23 protein-coding genes and 2 pseudogenes are annotated in these 21,598 nt (G+C 69.6%); 16 read left to right on the top strand and 9 right to left on the bottom strand.

Annotated features, from left to right (window positions below; translation table 11 throughout):
• Positions 1-18: 18 nt before the first annotated feature.
• The 4 genes from ACWGI8_RS09830 (at position 19) to ACWGI8_RS09815 (ending at position 2,167) form a co-directional block, all read left to right on the top strand.
• Positions 19-888: a helix-turn-helix domain-containing protein gene (locus tag ACWGI8_RS09830; RefSeq protein ID WP_453659610.1), complete on the top strand. Its 870-nt coding sequence runs from the start codon at positions 19-21 to the stop codon at positions 886-888.
• Entirely contained in the window at positions 885-1,145 is a 261-nt protein-coding gene (locus ACWGI8_RS09825; RefSeq protein ID WP_453659609.1) for a DUF397 domain-containing protein, read from the top strand. Before ACWGI8_RS09830 ends, ACWGI8_RS09825 begins: the two co-directional genes overlap by 4 nt.
• A 33-nt stretch (positions 1,146-1,178) precedes the next feature.
• Positions 1,179-1,664 carry a hypothetical protein gene (locus ACWGI8_RS09820; protein ID WP_453659608.1) on the top strand — a complete coding sequence of 162 codons (486 nt, stop codon included), beginning with the start codon at positions 1,179-1,181 and terminating at the stop codon, positions 1,662-1,664.
• 77 nt (positions 1,665-1,741) lie between these two features.
• Positions 1,742-2,167 carry a DUF6086 family protein gene (locus tag ACWGI8_RS09815; RefSeq protein WP_453659607.1) on the top strand — a complete coding sequence of 142 codons (426 nt, stop codon included), beginning with the start codon at positions 1,742-1,744 and terminating at the stop codon, positions 2,165-2,167.
• A 36-nt stretch (positions 2,168-2,203) separates the two neighbouring features.
• On the opposite strand, the gene ACWGI8_RS09810 is transcribed toward ACWGI8_RS09815, so the two are convergent.
• Both ACWGI8_RS09810 and ACWGI8_RS09805 read right to left on the bottom strand, forming a co-directional pair.
• Positions 2,204-2,602 carry a hypothetical protein gene (locus ACWGI8_RS09810; protein WP_453659606.1) on the bottom strand — a complete coding sequence of 133 codons (399 nt, stop codon included), beginning with the start codon at positions 2,600-2,602 and terminating at the stop codon, positions 2,204-2,206.
• Positions 2,599-2,883, bottom strand: a complete 285-nt coding sequence (locus ACWGI8_RS09805; protein WP_453659605.1) for a hypothetical protein — start codon at positions 2,881-2,883, stop codon at positions 2,599-2,601. Before ACWGI8_RS09805 ends, ACWGI8_RS09810 begins: the two co-directional genes overlap by 4 nt.
• A 523-nt stretch (positions 2,884-3,406) precedes the next feature.
• Here ACWGI8_RS09805 and ACWGI8_RS09800 point away from each other — a divergent pair.
• The 6 genes and pseudogenes from ACWGI8_RS09800 to ACWGI8_RS09775 all read left to right on the top strand — a co-directional run bounded on the left by ACWGI8_RS09800 (position 3,407) and on the right by ACWGI8_RS09775 (position 9,871).
• Positions 3,407-4,219: a helix-turn-helix domain-containing protein gene (locus ACWGI8_RS09800; RefSeq protein ID WP_453659604.1), complete on the top strand. Its 813-nt coding sequence runs from the start codon at positions 3,407-3,409 to the stop codon at positions 4,217-4,219.
• Positions 4,216-6,201 (top strand): C2 family cysteine protease, encoded by a 1,986-nt coding sequence (locus tag ACWGI8_RS09795; RefSeq protein WP_453659603.1) that lies wholly within the window; start codon positions 4,216-4,218, stop codon positions 6,199-6,201. The genes ACWGI8_RS09800 and ACWGI8_RS09795 overlap by 4 nt, the downstream gene beginning before the upstream one ends.
• A 4-nt stretch (positions 6,202-6,205) precedes the next feature.
• On the top strand, positions 6,206-6,457 hold the full coding sequence (locus ACWGI8_RS09790) for a DUF6406 domain-containing protein (protein WP_453659602.1): 252 nt from the start codon (positions 6,206-6,208) through the stop codon (positions 6,455-6,457).
• Positions 6,458-6,651: 194 nt separating this feature from the next.
• On the top strand, positions 6,652-7,401 hold the full coding sequence (locus ACWGI8_RS09785) for a nucleotidyltransferase domain-containing protein (protein WP_453659601.1): 750 nt from the start codon (positions 6,652-6,654) through the stop codon (positions 7,399-7,401).
• Positions 7,402-7,839: 438 nt separating this feature from the next.
• Complete coding sequence (locus tag ACWGI8_RS09780; protein WP_453659600.1) at positions 7,840-8,652, top strand: helix-turn-helix domain-containing protein; 813 nt, start codon at positions 7,840-7,842, stop codon at positions 8,650-8,652.
• A 105-nt stretch (positions 8,653-8,757) separates the two neighbouring features.
• Positions 8,758-9,871, top strand: a pseudogene (locus ACWGI8_RS09775) (ISL3 family transposase).
• Positions 9,872-10,122: 251 nt separating this feature from the next.
• Here the strand turns inward: ACWGI8_RS09775 and ACWGI8_RS09770 are convergent.
• The 5 genes from ACWGI8_RS09770 to ACWGI8_RS09750 form a co-directional block, all read right to left on the bottom strand.
• On the bottom strand, positions 10,123-10,914 hold the full coding sequence (locus tag ACWGI8_RS09770; protein WP_453659599.1) for an ABC transporter permease: 792 nt from the start codon (positions 10,912-10,914) through the stop codon (positions 10,123-10,125).
• Positions 10,911-11,912 (bottom strand): ATP-binding cassette domain-containing protein, encoded by a 1,002-nt coding sequence (locus ACWGI8_RS09765; protein WP_453659598.1) that lies wholly within the window; start codon positions 11,910-11,912, stop codon positions 10,911-10,913. The genes ACWGI8_RS09770 and ACWGI8_RS09765 overlap by 4 nt, the downstream gene beginning before the upstream one ends.
• A gap of 311 nt (positions 11,913-12,223) precedes the next feature.
• Positions 12,224-12,550 carry a DUF1048 domain-containing protein gene (locus tag ACWGI8_RS09760; protein WP_453659597.1) on the bottom strand — a complete coding sequence of 109 codons (327 nt, stop codon included), beginning with the start codon at positions 12,548-12,550 and terminating at the stop codon, positions 12,224-12,226.
• 1 nt (position 12,551) lies between these two features.
• Entirely contained in the window at positions 12,552-12,908 is a 357-nt protein-coding gene (locus ACWGI8_RS09755) for a DUF1048 domain-containing protein (RefSeq protein ID WP_453659596.1), read from the bottom strand.
• Positions 12,905-13,231, bottom strand: coding sequence for a PadR family transcriptional regulator (locus ACWGI8_RS09750; protein ID WP_189110929.1), 327 nt, complete (start codon positions 13,229-13,231; stop codon positions 12,905-12,907). Before ACWGI8_RS09750 ends, ACWGI8_RS09755 begins: the two co-directional genes overlap by 4 nt.
• Before the next feature lie 74 nt (positions 13,232-13,305).
• On the opposite strand from ACWGI8_RS09750, the pseudogene ACWGI8_RS09745 reads away from it, so the two are divergent.
• Positions 13,306-13,761, top strand: a pseudogene (locus ACWGI8_RS09745) (O-methyltransferase).
• Between the two features lie 141 nt (positions 13,762-13,902).
• Here ACWGI8_RS09745 and ACWGI8_RS09740 read toward each other — a convergent pair.
• On the bottom strand, positions 13,903-14,733 hold the full coding sequence (locus tag ACWGI8_RS09740; RefSeq protein WP_453659595.1) for an LLM class F420-dependent oxidoreductase: 831 nt from the start codon (positions 14,731-14,733) through the stop codon (positions 13,903-13,905).
• 203 nt (positions 14,734-14,936) lie between these two features.
• Between ACWGI8_RS09740 and ACWGI8_RS09735 the strand changes: the two genes are divergently transcribed.
• Together ACWGI8_RS09735 and ACWGI8_RS09730 are read left to right on the top strand one after the other, a co-directional pair.
• Entirely contained in the window at positions 14,937-16,439 is a 1,503-nt protein-coding gene (locus ACWGI8_RS09735; protein WP_453659594.1) for a CehA/McbA family metallohydrolase, read from the top strand.
• Between the two features lie 180 nt (positions 16,440-16,619).
• Positions 16,620-17,114 (top strand): hypothetical protein, encoded by a 495-nt coding sequence (locus tag ACWGI8_RS09730; protein ID WP_453659593.1) that lies wholly within the window; start codon positions 16,620-16,622, stop codon positions 17,112-17,114.
• A gap of 173 nt (positions 17,115-17,287) precedes the next feature.
• Here ACWGI8_RS09730 and ACWGI8_RS09725 read toward each other — a convergent pair whose 3' ends face one another.
• Positions 17,288-18,283 (bottom strand): GlxA family transcriptional regulator, encoded by a 996-nt coding sequence (locus ACWGI8_RS09725; protein WP_453659592.1) that lies wholly within the window; start codon positions 18,281-18,283, stop codon positions 17,288-17,290.
• A gap of 184 nt (positions 18,284-18,467) precedes the next feature.
• Between ACWGI8_RS09725 and ACWGI8_RS09720 the strand changes: the two genes are divergently transcribed.
• The 3 genes from ACWGI8_RS09720 (at position 18,468) to ACWGI8_RS09710 (ending at position 21,507) form a co-directional block, all read left to right on the top strand.
• Positions 18,468-19,415 (top strand): NADP-dependent oxidoreductase, encoded by a 948-nt coding sequence (locus ACWGI8_RS09720; protein ID WP_453659591.1) that lies wholly within the window; start codon positions 18,468-18,470, stop codon positions 19,413-19,415.
• Between the two features lie 65 nt (positions 19,416-19,480).
• Positions 19,481-20,815 (top strand): hypothetical protein, encoded by a 1,335-nt coding sequence (locus ACWGI8_RS09715; RefSeq protein WP_453659590.1) that lies wholly within the window; start codon positions 19,481-19,483, stop codon positions 20,813-20,815.
• Positions 20,816-20,934: 119 nt separating this feature from the next.
• A complete protein-coding gene (locus ACWGI8_RS09710; protein WP_453659618.1) occupies positions 20,935-21,507 on the top strand; it encodes a Uma2 family endonuclease in 573 nt (190 codons plus the stop codon).
• Positions 21,508-21,598 lie beyond the last annotated feature (91 nt).

Raw genomic sequence — 21,598 nt, 5'->3', positions numbered from 1 at the left:
GGACAGGGCGGTACGGACATGGGGAACGCAGGACGCGAGGAACGGCCGGAGCGGCCCGCCGAAGTGGACGGGACAGCGCATCTCTTCAGGGCGCTCGGCAAGCAGATCAAGGTGTTCCGGGAGCTGGCCGGGCTGAGCCAAAAGGAGCTGGGGGCGGGGGTGCACTGCGGGGAGGATCTGATCTCCGCGATCGAGCGGGGCGTACGGACTCCGCAGCCCGACTTCCTCGTGCGGGCTGACGACTTGCTGGGCGCGGGGGGTGTGCTGAAGGCGGCGGTCGAGGACGTACAGGAGGCGCTGTCGAAGGCGCGGACGCGGCATCCGGACTGGTTCCGAGATTTCGCCAAGGCGGAAGCGGAGTCTGTTGCTCTGCACGAGTACTGCAATCAAGCCGTCCCGGGGCTGCTTCAGACCGAGGAGTACGCCCGGGCGATCTTCGCCCAACGACGGCCGTTGCTGGACGAGGCGACCATCGAGAAGCGCGTGGCCGACCGACTTGCCCGACAGCAGATCTTCGAGTGCTGGCCGGCGCCGACATTCAGCTTTGTGCTGGAGGAGTCTGTGCTGCAACGGCCGAACGGTGGGAAGACCGTCCATGAGCACCAGTTGCGTCGGCTCCTGCATGTCGGGCGGCTGCGGACCGTTGAGCTCCAGGTGATGCCGACTGATCACGAGGAACACCCCTGCATGGACGGCGCGTTCACCTTGCTGACCCCCAAGGGGCGGCACCAGGCGGCGTACACAGAGATCCAGGGGTACCCCCGGCTGATCACCGACCGGGAAGAAGTCCGTGTCTTCACCGAGCGCTATGGGATCATGCGGGCGCGGGCCCTGACGCCCCGGGAGTCCTTGTCCCTGATCGAGAAGATGCTGGGAGAGCGTCGATGAACACCGTGCAGCTCCACTGGTTTAAGAGCAGCTACAGCGGCGGCGAAGGCGGCACCTGCGTCGAGGTCGCCATCGAGTGGCGCAAGTCCAGCTACAGCGGCGGCGAGGGCGGCGAATGCGTCGAGGTCGCCGCCTGCCCCACCACCATCCACGTCCGCGACTCGAAGAACCTCACCGGCCCCCAGCTCGCCTTCGCTCCCGCCGACTGGACTGCGTTCGTCACGTACGCACAGTCCTCCACCCGCGTCGGCGCCTAGCCGCACACGACCGTGCCCCGCCGGTACGGGTACATGGGCGACCCCGACATCCGGGCCGCCGTACGCCCCGGAAGCGAAGGGCGGATCATCCGGTCCGTCGGCGACTTCGGCGACTGGGTCCGCGAGCAGTCACCCGGCGAGCTGGCGGAGCCGTTCACGTACGTCGTCGACGAGAACGGCCACTTGAGGCTGGCGCCGCGGCGCAGCGAGCACGTCGCGTGTGCGGGCCGTGGATGGGTCCAGGGAGCCGGGGAGATCTCCTTCGCCCGCAGCACCGACGGGTGGGCGGTCTCCGCGGTCAGCAACCAGTCGACCGGATACTGTCCGGCCCCCGATTCCTGGGCGGCGGTCGCCGACGCGCTGGACCGGGCCGGACTGGCGCGGCCCGAGAGGTTCACCCACGAGGTCGTCTTCCGGCGCTGTACGGGATGCGAGCAGCTGAACATCGTGCGGGACGAGGACTTCGTGTGCGTCTTCTGCGACACCGACCTGCCGCGGGAGTGGAACGTCGGGCCGTAGGGCGTTGAAATGCCTCGGAGGCAACCGCGATCCGCGGATACGGTGATGACCCGCGTGATCAAGGGGGAGGCGCCGCGATGAGCCAGTACTTCGACATGGGCGACGAGACACTGTGGAACCCGTCCAACGGGGCATCCCGGCTGTTCCTACGGCACGTGGCCGTCTTCGAGGAAGAACTGGGACTCCCGTCCGGCATCGGGCCGATGGTGGCCGACGAGTGCCAGGTCGACCCGGCTGCCTTCGAGATCTTCGTCAACGCCCTGTTGGCAGAGCACCGACGTACGCGGCACAGGGTCATGCTGGCCCTCTCCGACGGGTTCGTGGCCACGATGGTCGTCCTCGCGGAGCGAGCACGGGTCAATGTGCGCTGGACGCCACCCGACACCGCGCCGGGCGAGGGACTCAGGGACGTACAGGTCCCTATGGCGAACTGGGACGAGGCCGCATGGGCCGACCGACTGCGCAGGAAGGCGCGGGAACTGGACCGCTTCATGGCGCTCTGACCAGAGTGCACCCCAGCTGAGGACGCCACCTGGCGATCAGTAGTAACCCAGCATCCCCGGCGAGTCGATGTCCACAGTGACGATGCCCGGCGGATACCGGTCCTCGCGGGCAGTCAGCAGGATCGACATACCCGTGAACTGAGGGCGGGGAGAGGCGCAGTAGAGAGCGTGGCAGGTGTCGGAGCCGCCGAAGCCGTCGCGGACGAGGGTGCCGACGGTGACCGCGGCGACGGTGTCGAGGTTGTCGACGGCGACCGAAGAGAACGCCAGGGCGGCCCGGCCGGCGTCGGCCGTATCCGTTTCAGCTTGTGTCAGGCACAGGGCAGGGACCCAGAGGGCGTCACCGGGTGTCTTCGCCATGTTGGCGGCGAGCTGATTGAGGATCTTGTGCCCCTCGGCGAGAGCCAGGATCGCGCTGGTGTCGAGGATGATCACGCGGCAGTGCCCCGCGCGGCTCGCACCTTCTCCGCCGCGATCTTGTAGATGTTCCCGAGGATGTCGGGTGCCTGGTCGAACTCGTCGTCGCTCATGGCGGAGCCCATGTTCTGACGGGCAGCATCGCGGTCGGCCCGCAGCCGCTCGGCGATCTGGGCCTCCGTGGGCTCCCGCTCGGCGAGCTGCTGGACCAGCTGGCCCATCGTGAGGCCGCGTTCGGCGGCGAGCGCCGCGAGGTGATCGCGGGTCTCGCGGGGAACCTGAATCGTTGTCGACGCCATAGCGTTCACTATAGACCCACTACAGCCCACGACCGCGGGACGACCTGAAGCGCGCCCGGGTCGCGGCCCGCCTTCTCCCATGCCCCCGCAGCGCCGGCACGGTCTCCGTCAGGCCCCGCCCGCCACCGCCGCACACGCTCAGGCTCGCCCGCTCGACCAACGCACTGCTCGACCACTCGGAGAACCTGGACGGCGACCCGGACTCGCCGCATTGACGGCCCGGTCCGAGAAAGACCACGTCGCACCACTTTGACCGCATCGAGGTTTCCCGGTCCCGGTGGGGCAGAACCCGGTGTGCCACGGCGCCAAGTAGTCAAAGAACCCGGTGAAAGAACCTCCCCAAACCTCCCCCAGCCCCTCACCGGCAGGCTCACTCACATGGGTGATCTGTTCCAACCCAGCTGGCGCATATGCCAATTCGCGGTGCAGGCTCGGCCTCGACAACCGCACGCATACGACGGCCCCCGGCCGGGACTGGCATCCCGATCGAGGGCCTGACCACCGAGGAAGAAACAGCTTCCCGATGACTGACCCGCAGCTTAACGCGCCCTCGTGCGCGCCGCCGCCCGTTCACCGGCCCGGCATCCAGCACTTCAACGTCCGGCACACGGAACGCTTCGTCGTGGTCGGAAACCACCTCGCCCAGCACACCGAACTGTCGCTCACCGCGATCGGGCTGGCGGCCCACATCCAGTCGCTGCCTGCCGGTGCGAGGATCTCGATCAAGCGCCTCACGGAGCGCTTCCCCGAGGGCGAGATCAGGATCGCCGCCGCCCTGCGGGAGCTGGAGGAGCATGGCTACCTCGCGCGCATCCAGGTGCGGCTGCCGTCGGGCACGGTGATCACGTTGACGCTCTCGTACAACAATCCGTCGACGATGCGAGCCGAGCCCGAGCCACAGACAGAGCGCGCCCCGGAGCCGGAGCCGACCCCAGCGCCGCCGCCACCCGAGCCGGAGGCCGCACCCTCCACGCCCGCCACCGCGCTCCTCTCCGGGCTGCGGCGCGACGACCCCCGCCTGATCCTCGCCGAGCGCGACGTACACCGACTCGCCCCGGCCGTCGACACCTGGCTGGAACGGGGCATCGCCCCCGACGCCGTACGCCGTACTCTCATCGCCGCGCTTCCCCCAGGCCGCATCCACTACCCGGCCGCGCTCCTCAGCCACCGGCTGACCGCGCTCCTGCCCCCGCCGCTCCCAGCCACCCCGGCGCCACCGCCACGCCCCGACCCACTCCAGAACTGCGACCGCTGCGACCGCGCCTTCCGCGCGCCTGAGCCGGGCTTCTGCCGCGACTGCGACACCTTGGCGGACTCGTCAGCCCTCGCCGCGTGAGACTGGCGCAGATCCGTCGAACCAGCGTCGGGAGCAGTGGTGTTGGCGGTGGCCCGGACGGTGTGAGTCGCGGCCCGCCGCCACCGTGGGCGAACGCGCGACGTACGATCCCTGACTGTTGTTGGGGGGACGGATTGAGCGAGCTGCACACTGCCGACCGTGGTGCCGAGACGAACGCATCAGAGGCGCTGCCGACGCCTAGAGCTGCGGACGCGGGCGACAGGCCGGGCGAGCCGGTGGAGCCGGCGGACATCGCGGACGTCGCGGACGGGTTCCGCGACGCCGACGACGCCGATGAGGAACCAGCGAGCCCAGCGGCCCTCGAGGCTTCGGACGAGGTCGGGGAGCGGGCCGATGCTTCGGAGTGGCCGAACGAACCGCAGGAACCCGAGGAAGTGGGGGAACCCGAGTCTGCGGACACCACGGAGTACGCGGAGTACGCGGAGTACGCGGAGTACGCGGAGTACGCGGATCATTCCGGCATGCTGGAGGAACCGGAAGAGCCCCACGCAGTGGAGGACGTGTCGACCGCCGAGAGCCCGGAGCAGGCCGAGGTCTCGGAGGACTCCGGACCGATGGATTTCGAAGCGTCGGAGGGGAACGGGGAGTCCGAAGAGCCCCAGGAGCCCGAGCAGCGGGAGGACCACGAGAAGCCCGAGGCGTCGGAGGACCCAGCGGATCCCGAGAGCCCCGAGGACCCGGACGGCCCCGAGAGCCCCGAAGCGTCGGAAGGCCCCGAGCAGCCCAACGCTTCCGACGAGGCCGGGGAGCGGGCCGATGCTTCCGAGTGGCCGGACGAGCCGCAGGAACCCGAAGAAGCAGAAGAAGCAGGGAAACCCGAATCCGCGGACACCACGGAGTACGCGGATCACTCCGGCACGCCGCAGGAACCGGAAGAGCCCCACACCTCAGAGGACTCCCCCGAGGCCGCGTCGGAGACCCTCACAGACTCGGCGAAGGGCGAGAACAGGGACGAGACAAAGTACGAGGCTTCGGACGCGGCCGCCGACGGCGAGGACCCCGAGGGCGCCTTTCTGGGGGACACCTTCTCGAAGTTGCGCGACGCCTTTGTCGGACCCCGTGAGCCGGCGGACGGTCCCGTCGACCTGTACGCCACGGTGGACCGGCCGGCGTTCAACGCCATGGAGATCCCCGAACTGGGCGTGTCCCTCCGTCAGTACGGCACGCCTCTCGACCGGCCCGACGGGCAGCGCGCCCCGCTGTTCGACGGACCGCCCACGCGTGAGCAGGCCGAGCAGGGAAAGCTCGACGACTGCGGGGTGATCGCCACCATGAGGGCCGTTGCCGGTCATCTTCCAGAGGCGATCTCGGAGTGCATCAAGGAAAACGAGGACGGCACCTACGAGGTGACTCTCCATCAGGTCAAGAGGACCTTCGATGGCGACTGGACTCACTTCGAACCATCGGGTGCCGTCACCGTTCTCACTGTCACGCCGGAGTTGGTCGTGGATTACAACAAGACGGAAAAGCCCGCCTACGCGCGTGCGGGCGCCGGGGGTGTCGCCTGGCCCTCGATCCTGGAGAAGGCCTTCGCGGGTGTCGACCAGACGTGGGAGGAGGGCCGTCTCAAGCATGCGTCCGGCTACGAACGGCTCAACCTCGGCACCATGCCGACCCATCGCGCCGAAATGCTGACCCAGCTCACGGGCAAGCCCGCGTACACCGAGGACTTCCCCGCGCAGTACGACATGAACGGCCGCAGCCCGGACCGCCAGCTGCTCACCTCGTTCCGGGAGAAGCTGGAGGCAGGCTGCCCGATACTGATCGGCACGCGAAGTGTCGAGAAGGGCAAGCCGCCGCTCCTCCACGACCTCGTGGCAGGTCATGCTTACGAGGTGATCAAGGTGGACGACCAGGGGCTCATCCACCTGCGCAATCCGCACAACCGCAACCACCCTGAGCCGCTGACGGCCAAGGAACTCAGAGACAGCTTCAAGAACCGCTTCACCACGATGGGATAGGAACATGATCAACGAAGTCAGGCTGTGGCCGAGGGTGCCCGGAGAGTCGGACAATGCCTGGTTCGCCGTGATCTACGTCTACGAACCGCCCGGTGAGCCGCTCACCGTCCGGCTCGTGGTGGACGCCGACGGGGAGCAGAAGTACACGCTGCATGTCGGGGACACCTTCCCGGTGCGGGACGAGACCTGGAAGCTCGACCGCGTGGACGACCCGGACAGCGAGGACTGGGTCGTGATCCTGCGCAGGGTCACCTGACGGCGGGACGTGCTGGGGAAACGCGGCGCGTCCGCCCGTCGTCCTGCTGCACGGCAGGCCCTTCTTCTCCTCGTAGGTGTGGCGGTGCGTCGCCCGCGCGTTGAACAGCGACTTCCGTGTGTTCGCGTCCGGGCGGTCACGTCCGGAGGGGCAATCGGCCAACGGATCGCCTCGTCCACTGCGATAGTGCGTGTGTGGGCGACAACGACATTGACGCGCTGCTGAACCACTTCCTCACCGGCCTGCGCGAGACGCTGCCACTGGTTGCCCTGTGGGCGCACGGCTCGCTGGCGCTGGGCGACTTCCAGCCCGGCCGCAGCGATCTCGACATCGTGGCGGTCATCGAGTCCGGCGTGACCGATGCCCAGCGGCATCGGCTCAAGCGCCTCCACCGGGCCCTGGCCGAGGAATTCCCGGCGGCCGCCAAGCTGCACTGCTCCTACGTGGTGCGCGAGCAACTGCCGGATCCTGACGTCCGCCATCTCACGTGGGCCCATCAAGAGCTGCTGACCCGGCCGGTCACTCCGGTCAGTCGCCGTGAACTCCACATGGGGGACTCTGTCCTCTTCGGCTCTTCACCCACCGAGCTTCTCCCCCGGGCCAGTGACGAGGAACTCTCCGCCTTCATCCGGGCCGACCTGGAAGGCTTCTGGCTGCCCGCCACGTCGAAACCGACCCTCTGGCTCCGGGACATCTGGGTCGACCTCGGCCTGCTGACCGTGGCCCGGGCGACCGTTACCCTGGACGACGGGCGCCTCATCACCAAGGGCGAAGCCCTCGACGTCCTCCGAGCCATGGGCGCTCCGCCCGCCGTCGTCGCCGACATCCACGCACGACGCTACGGCTCCACCGCCTCGCGCCCTCCCCACCGCCGCCTTCTTCGCGCCCACCGGGCCCGCACCTTCACCCGCATGACCATCAAGCGCACCTTGGCGTCGCATTGACGTAGGAACGATCGGCCCCCACTCGCGTGGGGAAGCGTCGGTGGCCGACGGCTGCACCTAAGGTGATCGCCGACTTGGGAGGTTCCTCGGCCATGGATCCGAACGCCTACCACATACGTCACGGAGCACCCACTGCACGTTCACCCCATCCCGTCCGGTTCTGGCCCCATCGAGGTTTCCACGACCCGGTGCACCGGAACCCGGTGGCCCACGGCGCCAAGTAGTCAAAGAACCCGGGGAAAGAACCTCCCCCAACCCTCCCCCAGCCCCCTCACCGGCCACGCTCACTCACACGGGTGATCTGTTCCAACCCAGCTGGCGCATATGCCAATTCGCGGTGCAGGCTCGGCCTCGACAACCGCGCACATGCAACGGCCCCCGGCCGGGACTGGCATCCCGATCGAGGGCCTGACCACCGAGGAAGAAAAGCCCTTCCCGATGACTGACCCGCAGCTTAACGCGCCCTCGTGCGCGCCGCCGCCCGTTCACCGGCCCGGCATCCAGCACTTCAACGTCCGGCACACGGAACGCTTCGTCGTGGTCGGAAACCACCTCGTCCAGCACACCGAACTGTCGCTCACCGCGATCGGGCTGGCGGTCCACATCCAGTCGCTGCCTGCCGGTGCGAGGATCTCGATCAAGCGCCTCACGGAGCGCTTCCCCGAGGGCGAGATCAGGATCGCCGCCGCCCTGCGGGAGCTGGAGGAGCACGGCTACCTCGCGCGCATCCAGGTGCGGCTGCCGTCGGGCACGGTGATCACGTTGACGCTCTCGTACAACAATCCGTCGGCGATGCGAGCCGAGCCCGAGCCACAGACAGAGCGCGCACCGGGGCCGGAGCCGACCCCAGCGCCGCCGCCGCCCGAGCCGGAGGCCGCGCCCTCCATGCCCGCCATCGCGCTCCTCTCCGGGCTGCGGCGCGACGACCCCCGCCTGATCCTCGCCGAGCGTGACGTACGCCGACTCGCCCCGGCCGTCGACACCTGGCTGGAACGGGGCATCGCCCCCGACGCCGTACGTCGTACTCTCATCGCCGCGCTTCCCCCAGGCCGCATCCACTACCCGGCCGCGCTCCTCAGCCACCGGCTGACCGCGCTCCTGCCCCCGCCGCTCCCCGCTGCCCCGGTGCCGCCGCCCCGTCCCGACCCGCTCCAGAACTGCGACCGCTGCGACCGCGCCTTCCGGGCCGCGGAACCAGGCTTCTGCCGCGACTGCGACACCCCAGCGGTCTCGTCAGCCCTCGCAGCGTGAGCCTGTGGCGAGATCAGGCTCGTACGGCCCCGCAGCAACGAAAGGGAACCCGTGAGGGGCGACGCTAGGCCGGCCGGGGCACCCCTGGAGGACACCGTGAGCAGCATGAACCCCGAGCGGATTCAGCGCATGCACGAGGTGGTCCAGCACCTCTCCGAGTACGTGACCGACGAGGGCGAGCGGATTCTGGTGCGGGCGAGGACGCCGGAGGAGCCGGTGGCGTGTCCGGGTTGCGGGGCGCCGTCCGGGCGGGTGCACGGCTTTCACCTGCGGACGGTGGCCGATGTGTCGGTGGACGGGCGGCGGGTAGTGGTCCGTGTCCGGGTGCGGCGTCTGGTGTGTCCCACGCGCGGGTGCCGTCACACCTTCCGCGAGCAGGTGCCGGGGGTGCTGGAGCGTTACCAGCGGCGCACCGCCCGACCGACCAGGCAAGTCAAGGCCGTGGTCAAGGAGTTGGCGGGCCGGGCGGGGGCACGTTTGCTGGCGATACTCGCCGTGGGCTTGTCGCGTCACACTGCCCTGCGCGCCCTGCCGCGCATCCCGTTGCCCACCGGACGGGTGCCCCGCGTGATCGGCGTCGATGACTTCGCTCTGCGCCGGCGGCACCGCTATGCCACCGTCGTGATCGACGCCGAGACCCACGAGCGGATCGACTTGCTGCCCGACCGCACGGCCGACACCCTGGAGGCGTGGCTGCGCGAGCACCCGGGCGTCGAGGTCGTGTGCCGGGACGGCTCCGCGACGTACGCCGAGGCCATCCGCCGTGCCCTGCCCGACGCGGTGCAGGTCGGTGATAGGCCGCGCGGACGCCGACCGCAGCCACATCTCCCCGCGCAGACTCGCCCGGATGCTGCTCAGCCGGCCCGACAACCTCAAGGCCGAGCACCACGACCTCCTGGCCCGCCTCACCGCCGCCTGCCCCGAGATGACCCAACTGGCCACCCACATCAGGACCTTCGCCCCGCTCCTGAAGCCCGCCCCGGGAAACGCCGACGTGCTCGAGCTCTGGATGACCCAGGTCCGCGCCGCCGATCTGCCGCATCTGCACGCCTTCACCCGCGGCCTGGAGCGAGACCGCGACGCTGTGATCGCCGCGCTCACCCTCCCGTACAGCAACGGACCCACCGAGGGCGTCAACACCAAGACCAAGCGGATCGCGCGGCAGATGCACGGCAGAGCAGCCTTCACCCTCCTCCGCCACCGCATCCTCCTCGGATGACGTCACTCTCCGCTACCACCGAATGTGAGACAGGGCCGTCGATTAGACACTCCCCTGCCAGAGCTGGTGCTCACCGCGCGCTGGTCGACTGCGAATCGATGTGGATCAGTGCGGTGTGGCGGGAGCGGGCCAGAGCCAGCCCGCCAAGGGCTGTGGCGATCAGCCCCGCCTCCGGCCGGGCATACGGGTGCGGATCTGTGCGCAGACGCGGCGGGATGAGTTGCGGGAGGCGGCCAGCGCGGTCGTCTCGGCTACTTCGGGTCGCGGTTGAATTGCGCCGTCGACCAGCGGTAGCCGAGCGCGATCAGGCCGGCGCACCAGGCGATCGCGATCCAGCCGTTGTTGCCGATTTCGGTGCCGAGCAGGAGGCCGCGGAGGGTCTCGATGGCGGGGGTGAAGGGCTGATACTCGGCGATCGGCCGGAACCAGCCCGGCATCGTACCGGCCGGGATGAATGCGCTGGAGATGAGCGGCAGGAGGATCAGCGGCATGGCCGTATTGCCGGCCGCCTCGGGGTTCGGACTGGCCGCGCCCATCCCGACCGCGATCCAGGTCAGTGCCAGGGCGAACAGCGTGATCAGCCCGAACGCCGCGATCCACTCCAGTGCCGTGGCGTCCGTGGACCGGAAGCCCATCGCCACCCCGACGGCGCCGACGAGGACCACGCTCATCACGCACTGCAGCACGCCGCCGACGACATGCCCGACGAGCAGAGAGCCCCGGTAGATCGCCATCGTGCGGAAGCGGGCGGTGAGGCCCTGGGTCATGTCCACGCAGACGGACACCGCGGCCCCGATCACGGTGCTGCCGACGGTCATCAGCAGCAGGCCGGGGACGATATAGGCGATGTAGTCGGAGCGGTCCGCGCCGCCGCCACCGATGCCGGCGCTCATCACGTCGCCGAAGATGTAGACGAAGAGCAGCAGCATCATGATCGGCGTGAGCAGCAGGTTCAGGGTCCCGGACGGGTAGCGCCATGCGTGCAGGAGGTTGCGGCGCAGCATCGTGTTCGAGTCGCGTACAGCGAGAGAGAGGGAGCTCATCGGACAGTCTCCTTCGGCTGGTTGGGGACATTGGCTGGGCCGGTCAGGGCAAAGAACACGTCGTCGAGGTCGGGGGTATGGACGGTCAGTTCGTCCGCCTCGATGCCGGCGGAGTCGAGCCAGTCGAGAATGGAGCGCAGTTCGCGCTGACTGCCGTCGCTGGGGATGGACAGCGACAGTGCCTCGTCGTCCCGGGTGACCTCGCGCAGGGCGTCAGCGGCTGACTGGTAGGCGACCGGGTCGGTGAAGCGGAGCCGGATGTGCCCGCCCGGGATGAGCCGCTTGAGCTCCTCGGCGGTGCCCTCGGCAGCGATCTTGCCGTCGTTCAACACAGCGATGCGGTCGGCGAGTTCGTCGGCCTCATCCAGGTACTGGGTGGTGAGGAAGACGGTGACGCCGTCGGAGACGAGGCCGCGGATGATGCCCCACATGTTGTGGCGGGAGCGTGGGTCGAGCCCTGTCGTCGGCTCGTCGAGGAAGATGATCCGCGGGCTGCCGACCAGTGTCATTGCGAGGTCTAGGCGGCGCTTCATGCCGCCGGAGTAGGTCGAGGCGGGCTTCTTCGCGGCCTCCACCAGGTCGAAGCGCTCCAGGAGTTCGGCGGCGGCCCGCCGTCCCTCGCTCTTGGACAGGTGGTGCAGGTCCGCCATGAGGAGCATGTTCTCCTCGCCGGTGATCAGGCCGTCAACGGCGGAGAACTGCCCGGTGACACCGATCGCGGCACGGACCGCCTGCGGGGCGGCGGCCAGGTTGTGCCCGCCGACGCGCAGGTCACCGGCGTCGGCGGTGATGAGCGTGGACAGGATCTTGACGGCGGTGGTCTTGCCGGCGCCGTTCGGGCCGAGCAGCGCGAACACAGACCCGGCCGGGATGTGCAGATCGATACCGTCGAGGACGAGCTTTTCGCCGTATGACTTGCGTAGCCCGACGGCGGAGACGGCGGTCGGCGACGGATGACCGTCACCTTGCCTAGATGTGGGCATGACAGATGAAGGCATGATGGCTTCCTTTCGGAGGCTGGAGACGCAGGGGGAGGGGAAGCTTTCGGAACCCGGATTGAGTGACTGTCCGTACTACACGTCAGTCGTGTCGTCCTGGGGAATGGCGTCGAGCGGCCCGCCGCCGGACACCTGCTCGCCGGGAGCATGGGCAGGACTGAGCCAGGTATCGCCGGCCTGCTCGACCACCTCGGTGGACAGGATCTGCGGCGGCTTCTGGTGGCCGGTCGGCTCGCGCCTGTTCGCGCTGCGCCGAGGCGAACGAACCGCGCGTGCGGGCTACTACGCCCACTGGCATGAGGCGACGGGTGTTACTTCTCGGCCGTACCGGGTTCCCTGCTGATGGACTCCTGGTAGGCGTCCGCATAGGTGCGTGAGTCCTTGACCAGGTCGTCGCAGAACGCGGCGACGTCGTTGCCGATGAGTTCCAAGACCCCCTTGCCCGCGGCGACGCCTTCCTCGAAGAAGTCGACGATCCCGGGGAGCAGAGGCCCGTCAGGCAGGTCGACCGGTCCGACCTTGAACAGGTACTTCTGCATCTCCTTGTAGACGATCTGGTAGTCCGGCGGGAGCGCCTTGACCCGAGCCATGTGCGCCCGCCACTGCTTCTTGCCCTCGATGATGTCCTGGATGCCCACGTCAGCCTCCCAGCCGGCTCAATTTCCTTGCGACGCTCCTGTTCAACTGCTCGCGCCACCGGTCGCGATAGGTTCGAGCCCCTTCTCCACCGGCCAGCGCCGTGCAAAAGCCTCGGATGTCGTCGCCCAGGACCTCGTGGACGCTCTGCCCGTCCGCCGCTGTTTCTTCGAGCAGCCCCAGGGCGGCGTCGAGGATCGGCATCAGGTTGCGGCCGGTGAAGTCCCCATGGGGAAAGAGGTGGCCCTTGATCTGTTCCCACGCCGCCCGGTAGTCGTCTGGCAGGGCCTCGGCCCGGGCTTCGAACGCCTTCCACTCCCTGGTGAGATCGCTGCCTGTGATGGTCTCCCAGAAGTTCATCTCCCGCCCTCCTTGAGCCTGTCGATGCGTGATGAGACGTACTGCCATTTCGTCCAGAACTTCGCGAGTTCCTCGCGTCCGGCGTCGTTGAGCGCGTAGAACTTGCGCGGCGGACCGACCCCGGATGGTCGTTTCGTCACCTGGACGAGTTTGTTCCTCTCCAGTCGCAGCAAGATTGTGTACACCGTCCCCTCGACGACGTCGGCGAAGCCGAGCTCGTTCAGCTGACGAGTGATGGCGTACCCGTAGGTTTCCTCGCTGCCGATGATTTCGAGCACGCACCCTTCGAGCGTGCCCTTCAGCATCTCCGTCAGGTCGTCCATCGCGAGTCCTCCTCGGCCCTAGCGGTACTGCGTAGTACCGAGTACCACTATACGGTATCACCGAGTAGTGGAGGATGTCAGCGCGGCAGTCTTGCCTTCTGCAGGCTTGGCGCCTTCCCCTACCCCAACACGCTGAACTTGACAGAGAAGACGTCAGCGACCAGTGGCCCTTGATCGGCCGCCCATCCTGGGAACGGGCGGGCATGGCCGACAGGATCGACCTCAAGCTCGGCCCGGCCATCGAAACCCTGCACGCGCTACCGGACGAGCCGCTCATCGACATCGCCTTCATCGACGCGGACAAGGCCAACTACCCTGCCTACTACGAGAGATAGTCACGTCGAGTGCGCCCGGGTGGCCTGGTCGTCCTGGACAACGTCTTCCTCGGCGGCCGTGTCTTCGACCCCGCATACCAGGAGCAGGACCACCTCGCCATGCGTCGGCTGAACGACTTCATCGTGGGTGACGAGCGGGTGGAGTCGGTCATGCTGCCGGTGCGGGACGGAGTCACACTTGCACGCAAGCTCTGAACGGCGAGGCTCCGTGATCCGTCACCGCATCCCCACGCCCGTGTGAGACGACCATGCCGGCAGGGCCGATCACGAAGCAGCTGGCGTAGACGCCATAGCGGTCACCATAGAGCCACTACGGCCCACGAGACCCGCGCCTGGTCACAGGTACTGCCCGTACTCGTCCAGCACCCGCAGCACCTCCCCCTCCCCCGCCGGCGGCAACTGCAGCACCACCTCCTCCACGCCCAGCTCCGCGTAGTGCGCCAGCTTCCCCGGCGAGGGCAGGACCGCGTACGGGACGACCTGCAGCGCACCCGCGTCCCTGCCCGCTGCCGACCACGCCTCCCGCAGCACCGGCACGGACTCCGTCAGGCCCCGCCCGCCGATCGGCATCCAGCCGTCCGCGTACTCGGCGATGTGGGCGAAGAGCTTCGGGCCCGCCGCGCCGCCGACCAGGGTGCGTGGGGCGCCGCCCGTCACCGGCTTCGGGTACGCGTACGACGCGCGCACCGACCCGAAGTCGCCTTTGTGGGCCGTCGGTTCGGGCGCCCACAGCGCCCGCATCAGCAGCATCCGGTCGCGGCTCAGCTCGCGCCGCGTCGACCATTCCACGCCGTGGTCCGCGGCCTCCTCCTTGTTCCAGCCGAAGCCGACGCCGAGGGTGAAGCGGCCGCCGCTCAGGTGGTCGAGGGTCGCGATCTGCTTGGCGAGGGCGATCGGGTCGTGCTGGGCGACGAGGGTGACGCCCGTGCCGAGGCCGAGCGTGGTCGTGACGGCCGCTGCCTGGCCGAGGGCGACGAAGGGGTCGAGGGTGCGGCCGTACTCGGGCGGGAGGTCGCCGCCCGCGGGGTACGGGGTCGTGCGCTCGACCGGAATGTGGGTGTGCTCGGGGAGATACAGCCCGGCGAAGCCGCGTTCCTCCAGCTCACGGGCCAGCCGTACCGGTGTGATCGTCTCGTCCGTGAGGAAGATCGTGGTCGAGATCCGCATGCGCGTCCCCCTGCGTCGTCGGCTGTCGTCAGCTCTGGTGGCGGGCCCAAGGTAAGCCGAACGGTCGCGGATTCCGAGAGCCCGGTAACGCAACGCCCCGGACATTCGCCAATTCCCTGCTCTTGCAACGTGGTTCACCGCCGAGTACCAGATTGGTCAGGCACCACTCCTGTCCCTCTCACCACCCCTGGGGAGCCGACGGCATGTGCAACGACCACGACTCGACCATCAGCAGACGCGCACTGTTCGTGACGGGAGCCGCTGCCGCGCTTACGTTGAGCAGCGTGAGCTTCGCCGAGGCAGCAGAGCATGGGAGCACCACCAGCAAGGTCGTGCGCGGCACCCTGCCGCCCGGCTCCCCCGACTTCGTGTACCTGCCCGTCGAGATCCCCCGCGGCGTCTCGGAGATCCGGGTGTCGTACGCGTACGAGAAACCGCCCGTCCCCGCCGGTACCCAGGGCAACGCCCTCGACATCGGGATCTTCGACGAGCGCGGTACGGCGCTCGGCGGCGAAGGCTTCCGGGGCTGGTCGGGCGGGGCGCGCAGTGAGTTCTTCATCCGGGGGGACGAGGCGACGCCCGGGTACATTCCCGGGCCGATCCGCGCGGGCACCTGGTACATCGCACTCGGCCCCTACACGGTCGCGCCGCAGGGGCTCCCCTACACGGTCACGATCACGCTCACGTACGGGACGTCCGCGAAGACCCCCAGTCCCGTGTACCCGCCCGAGCGGGCCAAGGGGCGTGGCCGGGCCTGGTACCGGGGTGACTGCCACCTGCACTCCTGGTACTCGGACGGCAGGCGCACGCCCGCCGAGATCGCGGCGCTCGCCCGCGCCGCCGGGCTCGACTTCATCAACAGCAGCGAGCACAACACGCATGCCGCGCACGCGCACTGGGCGGACGCGGCGGGCGACGATCTGCTCGTACTCCTCGGGGAGGAGATCACCACCCGCAACGGGCATGTCGTCGCGCTCGGCACCGATCCGGGCACCTTCGTCGACTGGCGCTACCGGGCCCGCGACAACCGCTTCGGGCACTACGCCCGGCGGATCAGGCGCGCCGGGGGCCTGGTGGTTCCGGCCCATCCGCACGCGACCTGCATCGGCTGCAACTGGAAGTTCGGCTTCGCCGAGGCGGACGCGATCGAGGTGTGGAACGGGCCCTACACCCCCGACGACGAGGTGTCGCTCATGGACTGGGACAGCATGCTGGTGGCCTCGGAACTCTCCGGCCGCCGCTGGACCCCCGCCATGGGCAGCAGCGACGCGCACCGCGATCCGGACGCGGTCGGCACCCCGCAGACCGTCGTCCTCGCCGACGACCTGACCCGCGAGGCGATCCTCGACGGCATCCGCGCCGGGCGCAGTTACGTCACGGAGTCCCGTGACGTGTCGGTGTCGTTCGACGCGACGGGCGGGCGCGGCCACCACGCGGACATCGGCCAACGGCTCCGCACCGGTGCCGACGAACCGGTCACGGTGCGCCTCGAGGTCCGCGGCGCCCCGGGCTGCACGGCCCGCTTCGTCACCGACCAGGGCGTGCTCCACACCGCCGCGCTCCCGCAGTCGGGCGCGGGCACGGTGGAGTGGCGTACGACGGCGGCGCACGCGGCGTACGTACGCGCGGAAGTACGGCACCCGGCCGTCGTGCCCCAATTCCCCGGCCCGCTCTCCGCGTTCACGAACCCGATTTTCCTGGGGTAAGCGTTTTCTCCCGCAGGCCTTTCGGAACATGAATCCTGGATATCCCCGGATTCAACCTCTGGCCAATAATCGCGGACGGGACGCCACTCGAGGAAACCGATCGTTGACAGCCGAGCCGGGCAGGGTGAAATGCTGGCGCCGGCTCCACCACCGTCATTCGATCTATTTCACGGAGGTATTGTGCCCAGACGCCCGCGGTTAGCCGTCCTGGCCGTCATGCTCGCCACCGTCGTGGCCCTCACCGGGTCCGCGACCGCATCCGCTGTCGCCACCCCCTCCTCAGCCGAGTCGACCACCGCACAGCCCCCGAGGGTCAGGCCCGACCTGAACGGCCTGCGCATCAAGGACGTCAGCGGTCCGGCGATCTACCTCATCCTGGACGGAAAGCGCAGGCACATCCCGAACCCGGAAACGTACAACAACCTGTTCCGCGACTGGAACGGAATTCAGCACGTCGTCGACGCCGCCGCAATCGACAACGGCGGCCCGCTCTCCGACGGCGCATTCCTGGGCAAGGCCCCGAACGCCCCCGAGGTCTATCTCGTGAGCAATGGCGTCAAGCGCTGGATCACCAGCCCGGCGGCCATGGACAAGTACCACTTCGCGTGGAACAGGATCGTCAGCATCTCCCCGGTGGCCCTGCACGCGATTCCCACGGGCGCCTCGATCTCCTGATCAACTCTCGAGTCTCCCCTGCCTCATCAGCCTCATCTGTCTCCCCTGGAAACGCGGCCCGTCGCCCTTCACCCCCCGGCGGGCCGCGCCGGCGGATTCCGGCACACGAGCGGCGCCCGGGGGCCACACGGTTTCCGGTGCAGGGCCGGCGTCCGCGGAACGGGGCTTGCCGGTCAGGCCTGGGCGCCGGACCGGAAGGTGCGCCGGTAGGCGGCCGGTGAGGTGCCGAGCAGCGACCGCATGTGCTGGCGCAGGGAGTTGCCCGTACCGAAGCCGGCCCGGTGGGCGACCAGGTCGATGGACAGGTCGCTGGACTCCAGCAGATGACGGGCGAGTTCGATGCGCTGGGCCGTGAGCCAGCGGCCCGGCGTCATCCCCACCTCGTCGCGGAAGCGGCGGGTGAACGTGCGCAGGCTCATCCGGGCGTGGGTGGCCAACTCCCCGAGCGTCAGCGGCTCCTGCAGGCGCTCCAGCGCCCACTCCCGGGTGGCGGCCGTGGTCGTCGAGGCAGGTTCTGGCACGGGCCGTTCGATGAACTGCGCCTGACCGCCGTCGCGCCACGGCGGTACGACGCAACGGCGGGCGACGTGGTTGGCCACCGTCGCGCCGTGGTCGCGGCGTACGAGATGCAGGCACAGATCGACGCCCGCGGCGATGCCCGCCGAGGTCAGCACGTCGCCGTCGTCCACGAAGAGCACGTCCTCGTCGACCTTGATCCGGGGGAACGCGCGCTGGAACTCGCGCGCCTGCTGCCAGTGCGTCGTCGCGGGCCGGCCGTCGAGCAGTCCGGCGGCGGCGAGGACGTAGGAGCCCGTGCATATGGACACGAGCCGGGCGCCGGGCCGGATGCGGTCGAGTGCGGCGGCCAGCGGGGCGGGCAGCGGCCCGCCCTCGGCGAGGTAGCCGAGGGCGTACGAGGGCGGGACGATCACCGTGTCCGCGGTGTCGAGGGCCTCGGGCCCGTGGCTCACGGCCACGGCGAAACCCGCGTCGCTCTGCACGGGCCGGCCGTCCGCCGTGCAGACGACGACCTCGTAGAGCGCCCGGTCCTCGTCGTCCGTGGCCCATCCGAAGATCCGGGACGGGATGCCCAGCTCGAACGGGGGCACGCCGTCGAGCGCCAGGACCACCACGCGGTGCACACCGGGCGCGGTGGGCGCCCCCGGCACCGGGCACAGGGCGGACGGGGCCGCTGCCGGCGCAGACAGTCGCGGGGCGGCTGAGGCTTGTGGGGCTGCTGAGGGCGCGGAAACGGCCATGGCCAAATTCTGTCACATGATGGCCAAACTGCCAGCACTGCGATCGTCCGTTCCGGCGCACTCTGGTGGCTGCTCACCAGAGAGGACATGATCAATGAGCAACACGATGCGTGCCGTCAGCCCCCGGGAATGGGGCTCCCCCGACGTCCTGGTCCCGGTCGAGATCGACCGCCCCGAGCCGGGTCTGAACGAGATCCTGGTCCGGGTGCACGCCGCAGGCGTCAACCCCGTCGACTGGAAGACCCGCGCCTCCGGTGCCCTCATCACATGGGGTGACATCCCGGTCCTGGGCTGGGACGTGTCCGGCGTCGTCGAGGCGGTCGGCCCCGGGGTGACGCTGTTCCGGCCCGGCGACGAGGTGCTCGGCATGCCGCGCTTCCCGGACCAGGCGGGTGCGTACGCCCAGTACGTGAGCGCCCCCGCCCGGCAGTTCGTCCGCAAGCCGGCCGGCATCGACCATGTACAGGCCGCCGCGCTGCCGCTGGCGGCGCTCACCGCCTGGCAGTCCCTCGTCGAGACGGCGGGGGTGCGCGCCGGGCAGCGCGTGCTGATCCACGCGGCGGCCGGCGGCGTGGGCCACCTGGCGGTCCAGATCGCGAAGGCGCACGGGGCGTACGTCATCGGGACGGCGAGCGCGGGGAAGCACGGCTTCCTGAAGGAGCTCGGCGCGGACGAGCTGATCGACTACCGGGCGGCCGACTTCGCGGAGCAGGTGCGGGACGTGGACATCGTCCTCGACTCCATCGGCGGGGAGTACGGAGCTCGGTCCCTGGAGGTCCTGCGGCGCGGCGGCCACCTGATCACGCTGACGTCGCCGGACGACCTGCCGCCCGCCGACCGGGCCGAGGCGCTCGGCGTGCGCACCGGGTGGACCCTCGTCGAGCCGGACCGCGCGGGCCTGCAGGCGGTCGTCCGCCTCGTCGAGGAGGGGAAGCTCCGGGCCCACGTCGACACGGTCCTGCCGCTGGAGGAGGCGGCGAAGGCGCACGCGTACGGCGAGCAGGGCCGCACCCAGGGCAAGATCGTCCTCCGGGTCGAGTAGCCGTGTGACAGGATCATGCGCATGACGAACGCTTTCGCGCGGAAGGGCGGCCACCGCCCCGTCCGATGAAGTGGCTGGACGAGGCGGTCGCCGACGGCACGACGTCGACAGGCGGCCACCCGTCCCGTACAGCGGTGTTCGAGGCGGTGCGCGAGGACCGCACCGGGCCCGTCGCACGTCGGCTGCTCCAGCTCACCGGCGCGGAACCCGCGTCCGTACGCCGTGAGGCACTCGATCTGCTGCGCAGCCTCGTACATGGAGCTGATGCCTGGGAGGCGGCGGCGCAGGCGGCGCACGCCCGGCTGTCGGACGAGGACGAGGGAGTACGGCGGCGGGCCGCCGATGTGCTCGTGTGGTCCGGGCGGGCCGATCTCGCGCTCGTTGCGCTGCGGGAGCTGGCGGACCCGGTGGTGCGAACTGCTCTCGCCGGCCGGGGGCTCCCCGAGGCCGCCGAGCAGCTGCGCGGCGACTCCCTTGCCGCGGTCCGCTTCCTGGCCCACCTCTCGCTGCTGGGAGATGCGCGGTCCGCGCAGTGGCCGGCGCTCGACGCGGCGCTGCTGGCCGATGCCGAGGAGGCCGCCCCGTACGTACCGTGGCTCGGTGAGCGCTGGGCGGGCGCGTTGTACCGGCTCGACCGCGAGGCGCAGACGTACGCGCTGGCCCGGCATCTTCTCGGCAGGGGCCGGCCGATCGCCCTGCGGCAGGTGGGTGTCCAACTGGCGCGGCGGGCCTGCCAGGACTGGCGTGCCGCGCCCGTCGAGCTGTTGCCGCATCTCGTGCCGCACATCGCCCTGCCCGGCGGGGACGACGCGGTACGCACCGCATTGATCTCGCAGGCGGCGGTACGTGAGCACGCGGCCCTGATCGCCGGGGCGGAGATCACCCCGCCACCGAGGCGTCGCCGGTGGACTCGCGGCACCTCCCGGAGCTACGACAGCCGCGCTGCCGCCGAGCACCTCGCCGCCCGGCCCATCGGCATCGCCCGCCTGAGCAGAGCACGCGAGATCTTCGGCCCGCTGCTGGACGCGGGCCCCCTGACGTTCCGTCAGGCCGCTCAGTTGTACAACCTCACCTTCTCCTGGCCCAATGCGATGCAGGCGTCGTGTGCGCCTTTGTGGTTCCGGCACGCGGGAGCGTCCTCGCTTCCCCGGCTGCTGGGCCTGCTGGTGCGGCGGCTGGACGACCAGGCTCATGGCGAGGCGTTCATGGAGGGTCTCGCGGAGCTGGGCCGCCATGCCCTGCCCGCCGTACCGGATCTGGACCGCATCATCGACCGTCGCAAGCGGATCCCCGTCAACGAGCCCTCCCGGGACGCGGAAATGGCCGCGGACGAACTCCTCCTGGCCGCGGCCGTACGCGCGCGCGGCCGCATCCTGGAGGACGCGGCATCGGCGGACTGACCGGCGGCAGTCCGCCGGGCCCGGCCGCGAGTGGCAGCGTGCGCGGAGAACCGACGGAGGTACGCGAAGAGACGAGGCTACGCTGACCGGGGCACCCCTTGGAGGACACCGTGAGCAGCATGACCCCGGACGAGATCGCACGGATGCAGGAAGTCGTCGCGCACCTCGCTGAATATGCCGAGCACCTGGAAAAGGGCTGGAAGGTGGAGACCACGGACGGGCAGGTGAGCTTCGTCATGATGAGTCCCAACCTCCCCCATGGCACCAACGTCCGTGCCTTCCGTGAGCAGATCGAGCGGCAGACGCCTGCCATCGACACCCTCAGCGACACGGACGTGTACGACCCCGACACCGGTCTGAAGAAAGTGCCCGACCTGGTGGCCTACGTGCCCGAGGACATCGACCCGCAAGCCGAAGCAGTCGACCCCCGCGCCGTGCTCCTCGTCGTCGAGATCGTCTCGAAGAGCAACCCGAAGAACGACCTCGTCGACAAGCTGGAGGACTACCCGCGGATGGGAATCCCCCTCTACATCGTGGTGGACCCCCGCAACGGCACGATCGCCGTCCACTCCGCGCCCAAGGACGGCCCCGACGGCCTCAAGTACCGCTCCTCCATTCCCTACTCCTTCGGCGACACCGTCCCCGCCGGGCAGTGGTCGTTCGACACCAGCGGGCTCGTCCGTTACCGCTGAATCCCGGCGAAGTCCGTTGAACCCCGGTGAAGTCCGCTGAATCCCGGTGAGGTCCGGAAAGGACCGGGCCCGGCCCCCGGGGGATGGGGGC

Source organism: Streptomyces sp. NPDC054841, assembly GCF_053611045.1.
The sequence above is the reverse complement of the archived record's forward strand: the minus strand, read 5'-3'. Positions and strand labels throughout refer to the sequence as shown.

What these genes read in the sequence shown, in the direction of transcription:
- ACWGI8_RS09820 (WP_453659608.1), top strand. Translation starts at nt 1,179, where the DNA reads ATGGGCGACCCCGACATCCGGGCCGCCGTACGCCCCGGAAGCGAAGGG.
- ACWGI8_RS09710 (WP_453659618.1), top strand. Translation starts at nt 20,935, where the DNA reads ATGACCCCGGACGAGATCGCACGGATGCAGGAAGTCGTCGCGCACCTC.
- ACWGI8_RS09830 (WP_453659610.1), top strand. Translation starts at nt 19, where the DNA reads ATGGGGAACGCAGGACGCGAGGAACGGCCGGAGCGGCCCGCCGAAGTG.
- ACWGI8_RS09790 (WP_453659602.1), top strand. Translation starts at nt 6,206, where the DNA reads ATGATCAACGAAGTCAGGCTGTGGCCGAGGGTGCCCGGAGAGTCGGAC.
- ACWGI8_RS09765 (WP_453659598.1), bottom strand. Translation starts at nt 11,912, where the DNA reads ATGCCTTCATCTGTCATGCCCACATCTAGGCAAGGTGACGGTCATCCG.
- ACWGI8_RS09740 (WP_453659595.1), bottom strand. Translation starts at nt 14,733, where the DNA reads ATGCGGATCTCGACCACGATCTTCCTCACGGACGAGACGATCACACCG.
- ACWGI8_RS09755 (WP_453659596.1), bottom strand. Translation starts at nt 12,908, where the DNA reads ATGAACTTCTGGGAGACCATCACAGGCAGCGATCTCACCAGGGAGTGG.
- ACWGI8_RS09825 (WP_453659609.1), top strand. Translation starts at nt 885, where the DNA reads ATGAACACCGTGCAGCTCCACTGGTTTAAGAGCAGCTACAGCGGCGGC.
- ACWGI8_RS09815 (WP_453659607.1), top strand. Translation starts at nt 1,742, where the DNA reads ATGAGCCAGTACTTCGACATGGGCGACGAGACACTGTGGAACCCGTCC.
- ACWGI8_RS09750 (WP_189110929.1), bottom strand. Translation starts at nt 13,231, where the DNA reads ATGGACGACCTGACGGAGATGCTGAAGGGCACGCTCGAAGGGTGCGTG.
- ACWGI8_RS09735 (WP_453659594.1), top strand. Translation starts at nt 14,937, where the DNA reads ATGTGCAACGACCACGACTCGACCATCAGCAGACGCGCACTGTTCGTG.
- ACWGI8_RS09720 (WP_453659591.1), top strand. Translation starts at nt 18,468, where the DNA reads ATGAGCAACACGATGCGTGCCGTCAGCCCCCGGGAATGGGGCTCCCCC.
- ACWGI8_RS09715 (WP_453659590.1), top strand. Translation starts at nt 19,481, where the DNA reads ATGAAGTGGCTGGACGAGGCGGTCGCCGACGGCACGACGTCGACAGGC.
- ACWGI8_RS09800 (WP_453659604.1), top strand. Translation starts at nt 3,407, where the DNA reads ATGACTGACCCGCAGCTTAACGCGCCCTCGTGCGCGCCGCCGCCCGTT.
- ACWGI8_RS09780 (WP_453659600.1), top strand. Translation starts at nt 7,840, where the DNA reads ATGACTGACCCGCAGCTTAACGCGCCCTCGTGCGCGCCGCCGCCCGTT.
- ACWGI8_RS09805 (WP_453659605.1), bottom strand. Translation starts at nt 2,883, where the DNA reads ATGGCGTCGACAACGATTCAGGTTCCCCGCGAGACCCGCGATCACCTC.
- ACWGI8_RS09770 (WP_453659599.1), bottom strand. Translation starts at nt 10,914, where the DNA reads ATGAGCTCCCTCTCTCTCGCTGTACGCGACTCGAACACGATGCTGCGC.